The sequence below is a fragment of the Streptomyces sp. ISL-94 genome (assembly GCF_018614075.1).
Classification (GTDB): Bacteria; Actinomycetota; Actinomycetes; order Streptomycetales; family Streptomycetaceae; genus Streptomyces.
The window spans coordinates 1-16323 of the sequence record NZ_JAGGOZ010000088.1 but is presented as its reverse complement, the minus strand read 5'-3'; the positions used below and the strand labels follow the sequence as shown (position 1 = coordinate 16323).

General features: G+C 73.3%; 13 protein-coding genes and 1 pseudogene. 9 read left to right on the top strand and 5 right to left on the bottom strand.

What is annotated here, in order from left to right; all coding sequences use genetic code 11:
* Positions 1–4: 4 nt before the first annotated feature.
* Together J7E94_RS25870 and J7E94_RS25865 are read right to left on the bottom strand one after the other, a co-directional pair.
* Positions 5–1519: an APC family permease gene (locus J7E94_RS25870; protein ID WP_215019217.1), complete on the bottom strand. Its 1515-nt coding sequence runs from the start codon at positions 1517–1519 to the stop codon at positions 5–7.
* Between the two features lie 131 nt (positions 1520–1650).
* Entirely contained in the window at positions 1651–2244 is a 594-nt protein-coding gene (locus J7E94_RS25865; RefSeq protein WP_215019201.1) for a histidine phosphatase family protein, read from the bottom strand.
* Between the two features lie 52 nt (positions 2245–2296).
* Between J7E94_RS25865 and J7E94_RS25860 the strand changes: the two genes are divergently transcribed.
* The 5 genes and pseudogenes from J7E94_RS25860 to J7E94_RS25840 all read left to right on the top strand — a co-directional run bounded on the left by J7E94_RS25860 (position 2297) and on the right by J7E94_RS25840 (position 5837).
* Positions 2297–2668: a DUF1275 family protein gene (locus J7E94_RS25860; protein ID WP_308345457.1), complete on the top strand. Its 372-nt coding sequence runs from the start codon at positions 2297–2299 to the stop codon at positions 2666–2668.
* A gap of 51 nt (positions 2669–2719) precedes the next feature.
* Complete coding sequence (locus J7E94_RS25855) at positions 2720–3199, top strand: Lrp/AsnC family transcriptional regulator (protein WP_215019200.1); 480 nt, start codon at positions 2720–2722, stop codon at positions 3197–3199.
* 46 nt (positions 3200–3245) lie between these two features.
* Positions 3246–3923 (top strand): HAD family phosphatase, encoded by a 678-nt coding sequence (locus J7E94_RS25850; protein WP_215019199.1) that lies wholly within the window; start codon positions 3246–3248, stop codon positions 3921–3923.
* A gap of 414 nt (positions 3924–4337) precedes the next feature.
* Positions 4338–4499, top strand: a pseudogene (locus tag J7E94_RS25845) (cytochrome P450); the annotation flags it as partial.
* A gap of 249 nt (positions 4500–4748) precedes the next feature.
* Positions 4749–5837: an FAD-dependent oxidoreductase gene (locus tag J7E94_RS25840; protein ID WP_215019215.1), complete on the top strand. Its 1089-nt coding sequence runs from the start codon at positions 4749–4751 to the stop codon at positions 5835–5837.
* 100 nt (positions 5838–5937) lie between these two features.
* Here J7E94_RS25840 and J7E94_RS25835 read toward each other — a convergent pair whose 3' ends face one another.
* Together J7E94_RS25835 and J7E94_RS25830 are read right to left on the bottom strand one after the other, a co-directional pair.
* Positions 5938–6216, bottom strand: coding sequence for a hypothetical protein (locus J7E94_RS25835; RefSeq protein ID WP_215019198.1), 279 nt, complete (start codon positions 6214–6216; stop codon positions 5938–5940).
* A gap of 63 nt (positions 6217–6279) precedes the next feature.
* Positions 6280–8142, bottom strand: coding sequence for an ABC transporter ATP-binding protein (locus tag J7E94_RS25830; protein ID WP_215019197.1), 1863 nt, complete (start codon positions 8140–8142; stop codon positions 6280–6282).
* 85 nt (positions 8143–8227) lie between these two features.
* Between J7E94_RS25830 and J7E94_RS25825 the strand changes: the two genes are divergently transcribed.
* From J7E94_RS25825 to J7E94_RS25810, 4 genes are all read left to right on the top strand, one after another.
* Positions 8228–8689: a MarR family winged helix-turn-helix transcriptional regulator gene (locus J7E94_RS25825; RefSeq protein WP_215019196.1), complete on the top strand. Its 462-nt coding sequence runs from the start codon at positions 8228–8230 to the stop codon at positions 8687–8689.
* A gap of 48 nt (positions 8690–8737) precedes the next feature.
* Positions 8738–11674 (top strand): FAD-binding and (Fe-S)-binding domain-containing protein, encoded by a 2937-nt coding sequence (locus J7E94_RS25820; RefSeq protein WP_215019195.1) that lies wholly within the window; start codon positions 8738–8740, stop codon positions 11672–11674.
* A 148-nt stretch (positions 11675–11822) separates the two neighbouring features.
* Positions 11823–13661, top strand: coding sequence for an ABC transporter ATP-binding protein (locus J7E94_RS25815; protein ID WP_215019194.1), 1839 nt, complete (start codon positions 11823–11825; stop codon positions 13659–13661).
* Positions 13658–15439, top strand: coding sequence for an ABC transporter ATP-binding protein (locus J7E94_RS25810; protein WP_215019193.1), 1782 nt, complete (start codon positions 13658–13660; stop codon positions 15437–15439). The genes J7E94_RS25815 and J7E94_RS25810 overlap by 4 nt, the downstream gene beginning before the upstream one ends.
* Positions 15440–15443: 4 nt before the next feature.
* On the opposite strand, the gene J7E94_RS25805 is transcribed toward J7E94_RS25810, so the two are convergent.
* A complete protein-coding gene (locus tag J7E94_RS25805) occupies positions 15444–16229 on the bottom strand; it encodes a hypothetical protein (protein WP_215019192.1) in 786 nt (261 codons plus the stop codon).
* Between the last annotated feature and the right edge of the window lie 94 nt (positions 16230–16323).

Here is a 16323-nt window from a genome sequence, read left to right as displayed (position 1 = left end):
CTCCTCAGGTCTTCCGGCCGTGGACGACATCCGGGTCGGCGACCCCGCGGCGCTCGCGCCAGAACCGGCCGTCCCGCAGCCGCCAGAAGCACATGACGGCCAGGCCCACGACCGCGATCGCGATCCCGATGACCAGCGGCGGGCCGAGCCCGAGCCAGGAGACGCCGCCCGCCGAGTTCTCGGGGTTCGACATGTCGTGGACGGACTCCACCAGGAGCCACGCCAGCAGGCCGGCGCCGAGGACCGGTCCGGCGCCGATGAGCAGGAAGTTGCGCGGGCTCTCCAGCAGGTGGCGGCGGTAGTAGATGGCGCAGGCCAGGCCGGTGAGCGCGTAGTAGAACGCGATGAGCAGGGAGAGCGCGGTCAGCGAGTCCAGAAGAGCGTTCTCGCTGATCTGATTGACGACGAGGTACCAGCCGATGGCGATGGCGGCCACCCACCAGGTGCTCACGTCCGGGGTGCGGAACCGCGGGTGGATGTGCGCGAGCGCGGGCGGCAGCGCGTGCCGGCGGGCCATGGACAGGGCGGTGCGGGAGGCGGGGATGATCGTGGTCTGGGTGGAGGCGAGCGCGGAGGTGCAGACGGCGAGGAGCACCACCCAGTCCCAGCCGCCCATGACCTCGTGGGCGAGTACCGCGAAGATCGCCTCCTCGTCGCCCGCGTTCGCAGCGAGGAAGGCGGTGCCCGCGTAGCCGACGACGGCGAAGCCCACGGACAGGTAGGTGACGAGCAGGACCACGGTCGACCAGATGCCGGCCTTGCCGGGCGCGGTCGCGGAGTTCTCGACCTCCTCGGTGAGGTTGACCGCGGATTCCCAGCCCCAGTAGATGAACACGCCGAGCAGCAGTCCGCCGGTGAGGGCAGCGCCGCCGGCGCCGAAGGGGTTGAGCCAGGTGAGGGACGGTTCGATGGCGTCGAGGGTGCTGGTGCCGGCGTAGATGCGGGAGATGGCGACCACGGCGAAGGCCAGGAGGAAGAAGACCTGGGCGAGGATGAGGATGTCCTGGAGGTGCGCCGAGAGCTCGGTGCCGATGACGCAGACGGCGGTCATGGCGAGGATCACGACGACGGTGAGGGTCTGGCGGATCACCGTGTTCGCGGCCCAGTGGTCGAGGCCGGCGGCGAGCAGCCCGAAGTGGACGGCCACGTCCGCCAGCGAGCCGATGACGAGGACGCCGGTCATCGCGATGGCCCAGCCGCCGAGCCAGCCCGCCCAGGGGCCCATGGCGCGGGTGACCCAGGAGAAGGTCGTCCCGCAGTCCTGGTCGACCTTGTTGAGGTAGTAGAAGGCGGCGGCGATCAGCAGCATCGGTACGAAGGACGCCAGCATGACGCCCGGCGCGTAGATCCCGACGAGGGCCACGATCGGCCCGAGGACCGCGGCGAGGGAGTAGGCCGGGGAGGTGGAGTTCAGGCCGATGACGAGCGCGTCGAGGAAGCCGATCGCGTTGGCCTTGAGCCCCGGTTCCGGGGTTCCGGTCCCGGGGCCGCCGCCACCGCTCGTACCGTCGTGGGCCATGTACGCATCGTCACGCACCGGCCGCCGCCCCGCGAGGCGGCAGCGGCCCGGGTGCGGGACGGCCAGGGGCGGGACGGCCGGGGGCTGGACGGCCGGGGGCTGGACGGCCGGGACCGCCGCGGGCCTTGGGGTCAGGGCCGGGTGTTCCATTCCGCGATCACCGGGAGCCCGTGCTCGGTGGAGAGCACGCTGACCGTGCCGGTGCGCAGCAGGAAGAGCCGGCCCTCGGCGGGGCCCAGGCCCAGGTAGCGGGCGGTGAGCACGCGCAGGAAGTGGCCGTGGGCGACGACCACCACGTCGCCGCGGCCGGCGCGGAGCACGGGGGCGACCCGGGCCAGGGCCCGGTCGGCACGGGCCCCCACCTCGGCGGCGCTCTCCCCGGGGTGCGCGGCGTCGCCGGGCGGGACGCCGTGGGTCCACAGGGACCAGTCGGGCGCGGTCCGCTGGATCTCCTCGGTGGTGACGCCCTCATAGCCGCCGTAGTCCCATTCGTACAGGTCCGGGTCGGTGAGCCCGCCGGTGAGCCCCGCGAGTTCGGCCGTGGCGACGGCCCGGCGCAGCGGGCTGGTCAGCACCAGCGCGGGGTGCCGGTCCCGGAAGAAGGGGGCGAGGAAGAGTGCCTCCTCGACCCCGCGCGGGGTCAGCGGCACGTCGGTACGCCCGGTGTGCCGCCCGTCCGCGCTCCACGCCGTCTCGCCGTGCCTCACCAGCAACAGGTCGCTCATCCCAGGGACCCTATTCCCCTCGGCATGTCGGCGCCGGAGGAGCGGGGCGGGCGTGTCACTGTCGGGCCTCATGAAGGTGGGTGCGCACGCGGTGCGTCCGTCCCTGACGGGCCTGATGATCACCCTGACCGCGGTCACCGGGCTGATCGAGGCGGTGAGCCTGCTCGCCCTCGGGCCGGTGTTCACCGCGATACAGACCGGCAATGTGCTCTTCCTGGCGTTCGGGCTCGCGCGGGAGGGGAACCTGCCCGCACTGTCGCGCTCTCCCTGGCGTCGTTCGCCGCCGACGCCGTGTTCGGGGCCGGCTGGAGTCGGCGGGGGAGGCCCGCAGCCGGCGCTGGGTCGGGCTCGGCCTGTACGTCGAGGCCGCAATGGAACGTGGCGCCGCGGTACGGGCATCCGGCCGGCGCGCACCTGGCGGTGACCTGCACACCGGATGAACCGGGCCATTGGCGGCCATTGGTACAGTCGCGGCATGGCGGTGGACGAACTCGACACCCGGATCCTGCGTCTGCTGATCGAGCAGCCGCGCACCAGCGTTCGCGAGTACGCCCGGATCCTGGGTGTCGCGCGCGGCACCCTCCAGGCCCGGCTGGACCGGCTGGAGCGCACCGGGGTGATCACGGGGACGGGCCCGATGCTCTCGCCCGCCGCGCTCGGGCACCCGGTGCTGGCCTTCGTGCACATCGAGGTGACCCAGGGGCACCTGGACGACGTGGGTGACGCGCTGGCCTCCGTACCCGAGATCATCGAGGCCTTCTCGATCACGGGCGGCGGGGACCTGCTGACCCGCGTGGCGGCCCGGGACAACGCGCACCTGGAGGACGTGATCCAGCGGCTGATCCAACTGCCGGGCGTGGTCCGCACCCGCACGGAGGTGGCGCTGCGCGAGCGGGTCCCGCACCGGCTGCTGCCGTTGGTCGAATCCGTGGGACGGGCGGCCCGCGGAACCTGACAGGATGGCTGAGGGCAGGACACAACCGGCAGGACGGGCACAACGGATGATTTCCGTCATATTCGATCTCGACGGCACTCTCGTGGACAGCGAGCCGAACTACTACGAATCGGGCCGGCGCACGCTGGCGCGGCACGGGGTCCCCGATTTCACGTGGGAGCAGCACTCCCGCTTCATCGGGATCGGCACCCTGGAAACGCTCGAGATCCTCAAGGAACGGTACGGGATCCAGGCACCGGTGGAACAGCTGCTAGCCGAACAGAACGCCGCCTACCTGGAATTGGCCCGCACCGAGACCGAGGCCTTCCCCGGGATGCGGAAGTTCGTGGAGCGGCTGCACGCCGAGGGCGTGCCGATGGCGGTGGCCTCCGGCTCCTCGCGCGAGGCGATCGACGCGGTGCTCGTGGGCACCGGTCTCGACTCCCTGCTGACGACGGTGGTCTCCGCCGAGGAGGTCGCGCACGGCAAGCCCGCCCCCGACGTGTTCCTGGAGGCGGCCCACCGGCTGGGCGCCGAGCCCGCCGACTGCGTGGTCGTCGAGGACGCTGCCCCCGGCGCCCTGGCCGCCCACGCGGCCGGGATGGAGTGCGTGGCCGTCCCGTACGTCGCGGAGACCGCGCACGACGCCGCCTTCGCGGGAGCCGGGCTCCTCTTCCCGGGTGGGCAGCGGGAGTTCAGCGCGGACGCCGCGTACGACTGGCTGACGGCGCGCCGCACGGGCTGACGGACCCCGCCCCCCTGGTGCCCTGCGGGGGTCGCTGTCACCCTGCCGACGTGGCCCCGACCCCGCCCCAGGGCGCCCGGGCCGTCGGGCCCCGCCCCTGGCCCCTGCTCGGCAACCTTCCCGCCTTCGCCCGCGATCCGCGGGCCTTCTTCGAGTCCCTGCGCGACGACTACGGCGACCGCGTCTCCTGGGCCCTCGGTCCGCAGCGCAACGTGCTGGTCTCCCGGCCCGGAGCACGCGGGCGAGCTGCTCGGCGCCGTGGAGGGCACCTGCAAGCCCGCGGAACCGGGCTGAGCCTGCCGCCAGTTGCTGGGCAACGGGGTGGTCGTCGCCACCGGCGACGGCTGGCGGCGCAAGCAGGCGCTGGTCCAGCCCGCCGTGCGGCCGCGCCAGGTGCGCTCGTACGCCGCCACGATGGTGGAGTGCGCGGACGCGCTGGCCGGGACCGCGGTGTGGACGAGCCCCTGGTCGGTGCACCGCGACCCGCGCTGGTTCCCGGATCCGGAGGCCTTCCGCCCCGAGCGGTGGGACGAGGACGCCCCGCGACCCGTCGCGGAGCACGCCTGGTTCCCCTTCGGCGGCGGCCCGCGGGCCTGCCTGGGGGCGCGGTTCGCACTGGCGGAGGCCGCCGCCGCGGTCGTGCTGGTGTGCTGGCCGTGCCGGGGCAGCGCTTCCACCTCGACAGCGGCGGCGAGCGGGCCGGCGTGTTCCCCGGCCTCACCCTGCAGCCGAGGACGCCGGTCCTGGCGACCTGCGCCGGCCGGGACCTGGCGGGCCGTAGGGAAGAACCCGCCGCCTACCCGAGTTGGTAGAACCGTGAACAACATGGTGCGGGACGCGGCGGAAGCGGCCACGGATGTGGACGTGGTGGTCATCGGCGCTGGTCAGGCGGGCCTGTCCAGCGCGTACCACCTGACTCGGGCGGGGCTCGGCCATGTGGTCCTGGACCACGCGCCCCGCCCGGGCGGGGCCTGGCAGTTCCGCTGGCCCTCGCTCACCTACGGCAAGGTCCACGGAATGCACGCCCTGCCCGGCATGGAGCTGACCGGAGCCGACCCGCTGCGGCCCTCGTCGGAGGTGGTCGGCGAGTACTTCGCAGCGTACGAGGACCGCTTCGACCTGCGCGTACGGCGTCCCGTGGACGTCTCGGCCGTACGCGAGGGGGTCGACGGACGGCTACGGGTGGAGTCCTCGGCCGGTGTCTGGTCGGCCCGGGCCCTGATCAACGCGACCGGCACCTGGGACCGGCCGTTCTGGCCGCGCTACCCCGGGCAGGAGACCTTCCGCGGCCGCCAGTTGCACACCGCGAACTACCCGGGGCCGCGGGAGTTCGCCGGAGCCCGCGTGATCGTGGTGGGCGGCGGCACCTCTGCGGTGCAGCACCTGCTGGAGCTGTCCCGGGTGGCGGTGGCAACCACCTGGGTGACCCGGCGGCCCCCGGTCTTCCGCGACGGGAGCTTCGGCGAGGCCGAGGGCCGGGCGGCGGTGGCCCTGGTGGACGAGCGCGTGCGGCGGGGGCTGGCGCCGCAGAGCGTGGTCAGCGTGACGGGACTCCCGCTGAACGAGGCCGTCCGCGCCGGACTGGACTCGGGGGTGCTCGACCGCCGGCCCGTGTTCGACCGCATCACTCCCACGGGCGCCGCCTGGGCGGACGGGAGCCGGGTGGACGCGGACGTCATCCTGTGGGCCACCGGATTCCGCGCGGCCGTCGACCACCTGGCCCCACTGCGCCTGCGCGAGCCGGGCGGCGGCATCCGGGTGGAGGGCACCAGGGCGGTGCGCGACGAGCGGATCCACCTGGTCGGCTACGGCCCGTCGGCCTCGACCATCGGCGCCAACCGCGCGGGCGGCGCGGCCGTCCGCGAGATCCGCCGCCTCCTGTCCCGCGAACGGGCGGGCTCCCCGGCGGCCTGACCAGGCGCCGGCGCCGCCCGCCCGCACCCGCAGGACGGGGTCGGTCCTCGTCACTCCCGGCAGGCCGCCGACCATGCGCCGCCTCCCGGGCCGACGCGCCTCAGTTCCCGGCGGCAGCCTCCTGGCCTGCGCGGGAGCCCGCGTGGGCCTGGGCGCGGATCCGGTTGAACAGCGCGCGGTCGACCGCGGCGTACACCTGCGGGGCCCGCCAGCCCTCGGGGATCACCAACCGGCGCGGCTTCTCGGGTGCTTCGCCACCCCGCAGCAGCGGGATCAAGGTGGCCGCCCCGATCGCTGTCAGGGTGCCGAGGAAGAGCGCCAGCCGGCCCCGGCGAGTGAGCCGGGAACGGCGCTGCGGCGGCCGGTACTCATGACGCATGCGAAAACGCTAACCCGCATATCGCAACATTCCCGGCATCCCGCCCATGCGTCCGTCATACGATCACACGTTCACCGGAGCCAGCTCGGCCCCCTGCGCCGCTTCCGGCGCCTGCGCGGCGTCCCGGTCCCGGCGCACCAGGGCCGCATACCGGCCGTCGGCCTTCAACAGCTCCTCGTGCGTGCCGCGCTCGGCTATCCGGCCGGCGTCCAGGACCACGATCTGGTCGGCGTCGCGGACGGTCGAGAGGCGGTGCGCGATGGTGATGGTGGTGCGACCCTGCGACAGGTTGTCGATGGCCCGCTGGACGGCATGCTCGGTCCGGGTGTCGAGGGCGCTGGTCGCCTCGTCGAGGATCAGCACCGGCGGGTCCCGCAGGATGGTCCGGGCGATCGCGAGGCGCTGCTTCTCGCCGCCGGAGAAGCGGTAGCCGCGCTCGCCGACCAGGGTGTCGTACCCGTCGGGCAGGGAGGCGATGTGGTCGTGGATCTGGGCGGCGCGGGCCGCCTCGGCGATCTCCTCGTCGGTGGCGTCCGGCTTGGCGAAGCGGAGGTTGTCCGCGACCGAGGCGTGGAAGAGGTAGGTCTCCTGGGAGACCACGCCTATGGAGCGGGCCAGCGAGTCGAAGTCGAGGTCGCGCACGTCCACGCCGTCGAGGGCCACCCGGCCGCCGGTGACGTCGTAGAGCCGGGGCACGAGGTAGCTGAGCGTGCTCTTGCCGGATCCCGTCGGGCCGACCACGGCGAGGGAGCCGCCGGCCGGGACGGTGATGTCGATCCCCGAGAGGGTCGGGCCGTTCTTCGCGTCGTAGGCGAAGTGGACGTCCTCCAGCCGAATTTCCCCCTTGGCCCGGTCCAGGCGCACCGGGTCCTCGCGCTCGGTGATGTCCACCGGCAGGTCGAGGTACTCGAAGATGCGGGAGAACAGGGCGAGCGAGGTCTGGATCTGCACGCCCGTCGACAACAGGCTCACGGCGGGCCGGAAGAGGCCCTGCTGGAGGGTGACGAAGGCGACGAGGGTGCCGACGGAGAGCGAGGGGGCGCCCGTCTGCAGGGCTATGCCGGCGGCCCAGTAGATGAGCGCGGGCATGGCGGCCATGACGATGCCGATGGTGGACATCCGCCAGCGCCCGGCCATGCTGGAGCGGACCTCGAGGCCGACGAGCTTCTCGGACTCCTCGGAGAAGGCGGCGGTGAGGGACTCGGAACGGCCCATCGTGCGGCCCAGCAGGATGCCGCTCACCGACAGCGACTCGGTGACGGTGGCTGCCATGGTGGCCATCTGCCTCTGCCGCTGCGCGGTGATCTTCTTGCGCTCGCGGCCGACGCGGCGGCTGATCCACACGAAGACGGGGAGCAGGAACAGGGAGACGAGGGTGAGCCGCCAGTCGAGCGCGAGCATCGCGACCACGGAGGCCATGACGGCCGTCAGGTTCGAGACGAGCGAGGTGGCGGTGGAGGTGACGGTGGCCTGCATGCCGCCGATGTCGTTGGCTATGCGGGACTGCACCTCGCCGGTGCGGGTCCGGGTGAAGAAGGCCAGCGGCATCCGCTGGAGCTGTGCGTAGACGGCGGCGCGCAGGTCGTGCATGACGCGCTGGCCGACCGTGGTGGAGATGAGGGTCTGGAGCACGCCGAAGACGCTGGTGACGACGGCGGTCAGGATCATGCCGAGCGCGAGCAGGCTGAGCAGCCCGGTACGGCCCTGCGGGATCGCTACGTCGAGGATCTCCTTGAGCAGGAACGGCGAGGCGACACCGACCAGCGAGGAGGCGCCGACGAGCAGGCCGACGACGGCGAGCCGTCCGCGGTAGGGCCGGAAGAGGCGCACGATGCGGCGCAGCTCGCGCGGCTGGTCGGCCGGAGCGGGGCGGGTGGGGTCGAGGGATTCTTTCGATGGAGTCCACTTCGGTTCTTCGGGGCGCATGGGCCTCCTTCTGACGAGACTCCGATGAGCATAGCTCATTGTTACCTATACTCACAATGAATCTGGTCCTGGTACTGTTCCCAGTATGAGGACCCCTTCCGAGACCGACACCACAGACGGCGTGCTCGCCGAGCAGCTGCTGCGCCTGACCCGTCGGCTCCACCGCATCCAGAAGCGCCATCTGGAGCCGCTCGGGATCACTCCGGCCCAGTCCCGGCTGCTGCGACTGGTCTCTCACTACGACGACGGCGCCCCTCCCCGAATGGCGGATCTCGCCGCCCGCCTGGAGGTCGTCCCCCGCGCCGTGACCACCCTCGTGGACGGCCTGGAGGCCGCCGAGTGCGTGCGGCGCGCGCCCGACCCGGCGAACCGCCGCGTCATAAGGATCGAACTCACCGACACCGGCCGCGCCACGCTGCGCCGTCTGCGCAACGCGCGAACCGACGCGGCAGAGGAGATCCTGGCCCCATTGACCGCCGACCAGCGCGAGGTGCTCGGCGGCCTGCTGAACGCCCTGTCGGACGTCCCGGCGGAGCACCGCTGCTGAGAAGACGGCCGCGCATGCGCGGGCCGCGAGTGAGGCGAGGGGTCGCACATGCCGCTGCTGGAACCGAATCCGGGGGCCCTGCGCCCCCGCAGCATCAGCGGCCCCGCCCCCGACCGGATGCCCGACCACCGGGCCTCCGGCACTCCAGAGCCGCTGCGCAGCGAGCTGGCCGAGCTGCTGGGCCCCGAGAAGGTGCTGTGGAAGGTCTCCGACCTGGTCCGCTACGCCACCGACGCCTCCCCCTACCGCTTCGTGCCCCAGGTCGTGGTGATCGTCGAGGACATAGACGACGTCTCCGCGGTCCTCTCCTACGCCCACGGCCGGCAGCGCGAGGTCGTCTTCCGCGCCGCCGGGACCTCGCTCAACGGCCAGGCCCAGGGCGAGGACATCCTCGTCGACGTACGCCGCCACTGGGCCGGCATCGAGGTGCTGGACGGGGGCCGCCGCGCCCGGATCCGGCCCGGCACCACCGTGCTGCGGGCCAATGCCGCGCTCGCCCGCCACGGCCGCATCCTGGGTCCCGATCCGGCCAGCGCCATCGCCTGCACCCTCGGCGGAGTCGTCGCCAACAACGCCTCGGGCATGACGGCCGGCACCACCAGGAACTCCTACCGCACCCTCTCCTCCCTCACCTTCGTACTGCCCGGCGGGACCGCGGTGGACACCGCCGACCCGCTGGCCGACGAGGAACTGGCGCGCGCCGAACCGGCCCTGTGCCACGGGCTGATGGAGATCAAGAGGGAGATCGAGGCCGATCCGGAGCTCGTCCGGCGGATCCGCGCCAAGTACGAGATCAAGAACACCACCGGCTACCGGCTCGACGCCTACCTGGACGGCAGCACCCCCGTGGAGATCCTGCGCGGGCTGATGGTCGGCTCGGAGGGCACCCTCGGCTTCATCTCCGAGGTCGTCTTCGACACCCTCCCGCTCGACCGCGAACTCTGCTCCGCCCTGCTGTTCTTCCCCTCGCTGCCCGCCGCCGCCGCGGCCGTGCCGCTCTTCAACGAGGCGGGCGCCATCGCCGTCGAGCTGATGGACGGCAACACCCTGCGCGCCTCGGTCAGCGTCGCGGGCGTCCCCGCCGACTGGGCGGACCTGCCCAGGGACACCACCGCCCTGCTGGTGGAGTTCCGCGCTCCGGACGAGGCCGGCCGGGACGCGTACGAGCGCCGCGCGGCCGAAGTCCTCGCCGGGCTGGACCTGGTGGCGCCGGTGCCCTCGGTCACCAACGCCTTCACCCGGGACGCACACACGATCAGCGGTTACTGGAAGGCCCGCAAGGCCTTCGTCACCGCCGTCGGCGGAGCCCGCGCCCCCGGCACCACGCTGATCACCGAGGACTTCGCCGTACCGCCGTCCCGGCTGGCCGAGGCCTGCGAGGCGCTCCTCGAACTCCAGGCGCGGCACGGCTTCGACGCGGCCGTCGCCGGTCACGCGGCCCACGGCAACCTGCACTTCCTGCTCGCCTTCGACGCCGCCGAGCCCTCCGAAGTCCGGCGGTACGGGGCCTTCATGGAGGCCTTCTGCCGGCTCACCGTCGAGCGGTTCGACGGCTCGCTGAAGGCCGAGCACTCCACCGGCCGCAACATCGCCCCCTTCCTGGAGCTGGAGTGGGGCCCCAAGGCCACCGAGCTGATGTGGCGCACCAAGCGGACCGTGGACCCGGACGGGGTACTCGCCCCGCGAATCCTCCTGGACCGCGACCCGCAGGCGCATCTGCGCGGTCTGAAGACGATCCCCCGGGTGGAGGCGGTGGCCGACCCCTGCATCGAGTGCGGCTTCTGCGAACCGACCTGCCCCAGCGGGGACCTGACGACCACTCCGCGCCAGCGGATCGTGCTGCGCCGCGAGATGGTGCGCCAGCCGCCCGGCTCCCCGGTGCTGGACGGGCTGCTCGCGGCCTACGGCTACGACGCCGTCGACACCTGCGCGGGCGACTCCACCTGCAAGCTCGCCTGCCCGGTCGGCATCGACACGGGCGCGCTGATGAAGGACTTCCGCCACCGCCGGCACAGCCCGCGCGAGGAGAGGGCCGCCGCGCTGGCCGCGCGGCGGTTCCGGACCGTCGAGGCCGCCGCCCGGCTGGCCGTTGCCGCCGCTGACAAGATCGGCGACCGGGTCGGGGACGGAGTCCTCAGGGCGGTCACGGGGGCGGCGCGCAAGGCAGTACGAGCCGACCTGGTTCCCGACTGGCTGCCGCAGCTCCCCGGCGCGGCGGCGCGGAAACTGCCCGGCACCCGCCGGGTGGGCGCCGCCGCCGTGTACTACCCGGCCTGCGTCAACCGCATCTTCGGCGGCCCCGCAGGCCGGCCCGGGCCCTCCCTGCCGGAGGCCGTGGTGGCCGTGTCGGAGCGGGCGGGCAGGCCCGTGTGGATCCCCCGCGACGTGACCGGCACCTGCTGCGCGACGATCTGGCACTCCAAGGGCTACGACGCCGGGAACAGGGTGATGGCCAACCGGATCGTCGAGGCGGCCTGGGGCTGGACCGCCGGCGGCCGGCTGCCGCTGGTGGTCGACGCGTCCTCCTGCACCCTGGGCATCGCGCACGAGGTGGTCCCGTATCTCACGGACGACAACCGGGCGCTGCACGCGGAGTTGCGGATCGTGGACTCCCTCGTGTGGGCGGCCGAAGAGCTGCTGCCCCGTCTGGAGATCCGCCGCACCGTGGGCTCGGCGGTGCTGCACCCCACCTGCTCGATGCGGCACTTGGACGACGAGGCGCAGCTGCGGACGGTCGCGGAGGCGTGCGCCGACGAGGTGGTGGTCCCGGACGACGCGGGGTGCTGTGCCTTCGCGGGCGACCGGGGCCTGCTGCACCCGGAGCTGACGGCCTCGGCGACGGCGCGCGAGGCGGCGGAGGTGACGGTCCGGTCCTTCGACGCGCACCTGTCGGCGAACCGGATGTGCGAGGTGGGCATGGACCGGGCCACCGGCCGCGGCTATTACTCGGTCCTGCTCGAACTGGAGCACGCCACACGCCCCTGACCGAGGTTCCTGACCTGCCGCTACGCCGTCCAGCGGGCCCGCAATCCTGCCCGCGAGGGGGCGCGGCCAACGGAAAATCGATTGCCCGGAGCCCGTCCGGAAGGCGAACCTTGCACGGTTTGGACCACTCGACCAGTCATGGGGCGTCATGCAGATCAGCGATCTTCCGTATCCGGATCCCGGGGTACCCGACGCTCGTTCCGGTCCCCGGTTCCTGATCTGGCTGGGCCGGGGTCAGCTCGGCGGCCAGGCCAGGAGTTTGGGCTGGGGGCTGCTGCACTTCTCCGGCATCGCCGGACTGCCGTACGCGGTCGGGCTGGGCGTGGACGCGGTCGTCGACCACGACGCCCGCCGGCTGCTGCTGGTGGGCGGGCTGCTCGTCCTGCTCGGCGTCGCCATCTCGCTCGGCGATTCCATGCTGCACCGGACCGCCGTCACCAACTGGATCACCGCCGCGGCGCGCGTGCAGCAGCTGCTGGCGCGCAAGACCGCCGAACTGGGCTCCGCCCTGACCCGGCGGGTCGCCGCGGGCGAGGTGGTCGCCGTGTCCACGGGCGACGTCGAGAAGATCGGCTGGTTCGTCGAGGCGGTCTCCCGTTTCCTCGCGGCCGCCTTCGCCGTCGTCCTCGTCTGCGTGGGCCTGCTGTTCTACGCACCCGCGCTGGGCGTGGTCGTGGCGATCGGCGTACCCGTTGTCGCACTGGCCGCGCTGCCGCTGCTCCCCCGCGCCACCCAACGGGCCGACTTCCAGCGGGAGAAGGCGGGCAAGGCCACCGAGCTGGCCTCCGATACCGTCGCGGGCCTGCGGGTACTGCGCGGCATCGGCGGCGAGGAGCTCTTCCTCGGCCGCTACCGCGAGGCCTCGCAGGAGGTCCGCAAGGCGGCCGTGCGCAGCGCCCGGATGTGGGCGCTGATCTCCGCGATCCAGGTGCTCCTGCCGGGAGCCCTGCTGATCACGGTGGTCTGGTACGGCGCCGCGCTCGTCGTGGACGACCGGATCGCGGTGGGTGAGCTCGTCGCGGCGTTCAGCGCGGTGGCCACGCTGCTCTATCCGCTGCGGCACTTCGAGGAGATCGCCATGGCGTACTCCTTCTCGCGTCCCTCCGCCGAGCGGGCCGCCCGGGTGCTGTCGCTGACCCGCACGGAAGCCGCCGCGCGGCCCGCTGCCACCGACATGCCGCAGGCCCCGGCGCCGGGCGGGGACCTGTACGACCCGCAGACCGGACTGCTGGCCCCCGCGGGCCGGTTCACCGCCGTCGTGTGCGGGGACCCGGACCTGGCGGGCCGCCTCGCGGAACGCCTCGGCGGCCATCCGATGGACGGGGAGGAGGGCGCGGCCACCGGGCCCTCGGTGCTCCTCGGCGGGGTCGCGCTGGACGAGCTCGCGCTGGACACCGCGCGCACGCTGGTCCTCGTACAGGACAAGGAGCCGGTGCTGCTGTCCGGAACCCTGCGCGAGCTGTTCGACGTACCGGCCTCCGGGGCCGTGGGGTCCGCCGCGGCGCTGGGGGCGGCCCAGTGCGGGGACGTGCTGGACGCGCTGCTGCAGTCGGCCCCCGACGGGGTCGGTGATCCGATGGACGCGCGGATCACCGAGCGCGGCCGGTCGCTGTCGGGCGGGCAGCGCCAGCGGCTGGCGCTGGCGCGCTCCCTGGTCACCGATCCGGAGGTGCTGGTGCTGGACGAGCCGACCTCGGCGGTCGACTCGCACACCGAGGCACGGATCGCGGACGGGATCGCGGCGCTGCGCGCCGGGCGCACCACGGTGGTCCTGGCCTCCTCACCGCTGCTGCTGGACCGCGCGGACCGGGTCGTCCTCATCGACGAGGGGAAGGCGGCGGCGATCGGTACGCACCGGGAGCTGCTGCACGCCGAGCCGCTCTACCGGGCGGTCGTCACGCGGGAGACCGAGGAGGAGCAGCGGCTCGCGCGGGTGGAAACGACCCGGCTGGAAGAAGAACTCACAGAGATCGAGGAATCCGCATGATCGGCGTGGCGCCGCCGGAATACGATCCGGCGGCCCCCGAGTCGGCCGCGACCCTGCCCGTGGGCACGTCGGCGACCGTACGGGGCTATGTGCGCGGCCTGTTCCGGCGGCACCGGCGGGCCTTCGTGGTGCTGGTGACCGTCAACGCGGTCGCGGTGATCGCCTCCATGGTCGGCCCCTACCTGCTGGGCCGGGTCGTGGACGACCTCACAGCGGGGGCGCGCGAGCTCCACCTCGGGCGCGTGGCGCTGCTGTTCGCGCTGGCGCTCGCGGTCCAGACGTTCTTCGTCCGGCTGGTCCGGCTGCGCGGGGCGATGCTCGGCGAGCAGATGCTGGCCGATCTGCGCGAGGACTTCCTCGTACGGTCGGTGGGGCTGCCGCCGGGCGTGCTGGAGCGCGCCGGCACCGGCGACCTGCTGTCGCGGATCACCACCGACGTCGACCGGCTGGCCAACGCGATGCGCGAAGCCGTGCCGCAGCTGGCCATCGGCGTGGTGTGGGCGGGGCTGCTCTTCGGGGCGCTCGCCGTGACGGCTCCGCCGCTGGCGCTGGCCGCGCTGGTGGCGCTGCCGGTGCTGGTGATCGGCTGCCGCTGGTACTTCCGGCGGGCGCCGTCGGCGTACCGCTCGGAGGCGGCCGGCTACGCGGCCGTCGCGGCCGTGCTCACGGAGACGGTGGACGCGGGCCGCACGATCGAGGCGCACCGCCTGGGGCGGGACCGGATCGCGCTGTCGGAGCGGCGGATCAAGGAGTGGACGGCCTGGGAGCGGTACACGCTGTTCCTGCGTACGGTCCTCTTCCCCGTCGTCAACGTCACCTACGTGACCATCCTCGGCTCCGTGCTGATGATCGGCGGCTACTGCGTGATGCAGGGCTGGATGTCGGTGGGGCAGCTGACCACGGGCGCGCTGCTGGCCCAGATGATGGTCGATCCGATCGGTCTGATCCTGCGCTGGTACGACGAACTGCAGATCGCCCAGGTCTCCCTGGCCCGCCTGGTGGGCGTACGGGAGATCGAGCCGGACGCGGGGGACCCGAAGGTCGGGCCCGAGGGCCGGGACGTCCGCGCGGACGGGGTCCACTTCGGCTACCGGGAGGGCGTGGACGTCCTGCACCAGGTGTCGCTGTCCGTGCCGCCGGGCACCCGGATGGCGCTCGTCGGCCCTTCAGGCGCGGGCAAGTCCACACTGGGGCGGCTGCTCGCGGGCATCTACGCGCCCCGGACCGGCGAGATCACCCTGGGTGGGGCACAGCTGTCGCAGATGCCGGCGGAGCGGGTGCGCGCGCACGTGGCGCTGGTCAACCAGGAGCACCACGTCTTCGTCGGCTCGCTGCGGGACAACCTGCGCCTCGCCCGGACGGGCGCCGCGGACGCGGAGCTGTGGGCGGCGCTGGGCGCGGTGCACGCCGACGGCTGGGCGCGCGCCCTGGGTTCGGGTCTGGACACGGAGGTCGGTTCCGGCGGTACGGCCCTGACCCCGGCGCAGGCCCAGCAGATCGCGCTGGCCCGGCTGGTGCTGGCCGATCCGCATACCCTGGTGCTGGACGAGGCGACCTCGCTGCTGGATCCGCGCGCGGCCCGGCACCTGGAGCGCTCGCTGGCCCGTGTCCTGGACGGCCGCACGGTCATCGCCATCGCCCACCGGCTGCACACCGCGCACGACGCGGACGTGATCGCGGTGGTCGAGGGCGGCCGGATCAGCGAACTCGGCTCGCACGACGAACTGGTCGCGGCCGACGGTGCCTACGCCGCCCTGTGGCGCTCCTGGCACGGGTGACCGTCTAGCTGGTCCAGGGCAGTCGGACTGCCTCGATCACCGGGTCTCGGAGCAGTGCTTCGACCAGGTGCTCGGGGCCGACGACTTTGGTGGCCCACAGGTCGTAGTCGGTGAACACGACCCAGGAGCGGTCCGCAGGCCACAGGTTGGAGGGACTGAAGTCCGCCTCCGGGTTGTCGTAGAGGGCGTAGGCGTCCCGGAGCCGGCCCGCGCGGACACGGAGGAGGTCGAAGTCGATGTCGCGCAGCATCAGCGGGTTGTAGTAGGCGAGGCAGCGGGTGTCCGGGCCGTCGGTGCTGTAAGAGACGAGGAGGTCGACCAGCCGGTCCCAGGTGGGCCGGTCGAGGCTGCCCTCCGTGGGCGGCCGGATACCGACCGGCCAACTGTGGTCCAGCTGGGCGGAGGGGAAGCAGCGGAGCGACGGGTACGCCCCCTCCGGGACCACCGGGTCCCCGCAGCGGGCGGACAGCTCGGCCCAGCGCAGGCGGCGGTACCGCGAGCCGGGGTGTTCCGCGCGTCCCAGGCCGCCGCCCGTGGCCGTGCCCGCCTCCAGGCCGATGTCGCCCAGCCGGTCGGGCTCGATGGCACCGGACCCGACGGCCGCCTGGCGCGCCTCGTGGTGGGAGATGCCGGCGATCCTGCCTCTGTGCTCGTACATGGCGTGCAGCACCCACGCCGCGTCCGGTCTGCGGGGCGGTTCGAAGCCGGTGGTCCCGTCCCCGCAGAGCTCGGTCAGCCAGTCGGTCTCGCAGGAGGGCGCCACCGGCCACAGCGCGAGTGGTTCAGCCATCCCGCCAGGCTACGGGGCGAGGGCCCTCGACCCTGCCCCTGGTGGCGAGCCGACGGCTGTGACGGCTAGTGCCGTGACCGGAAAGGTTCACCGG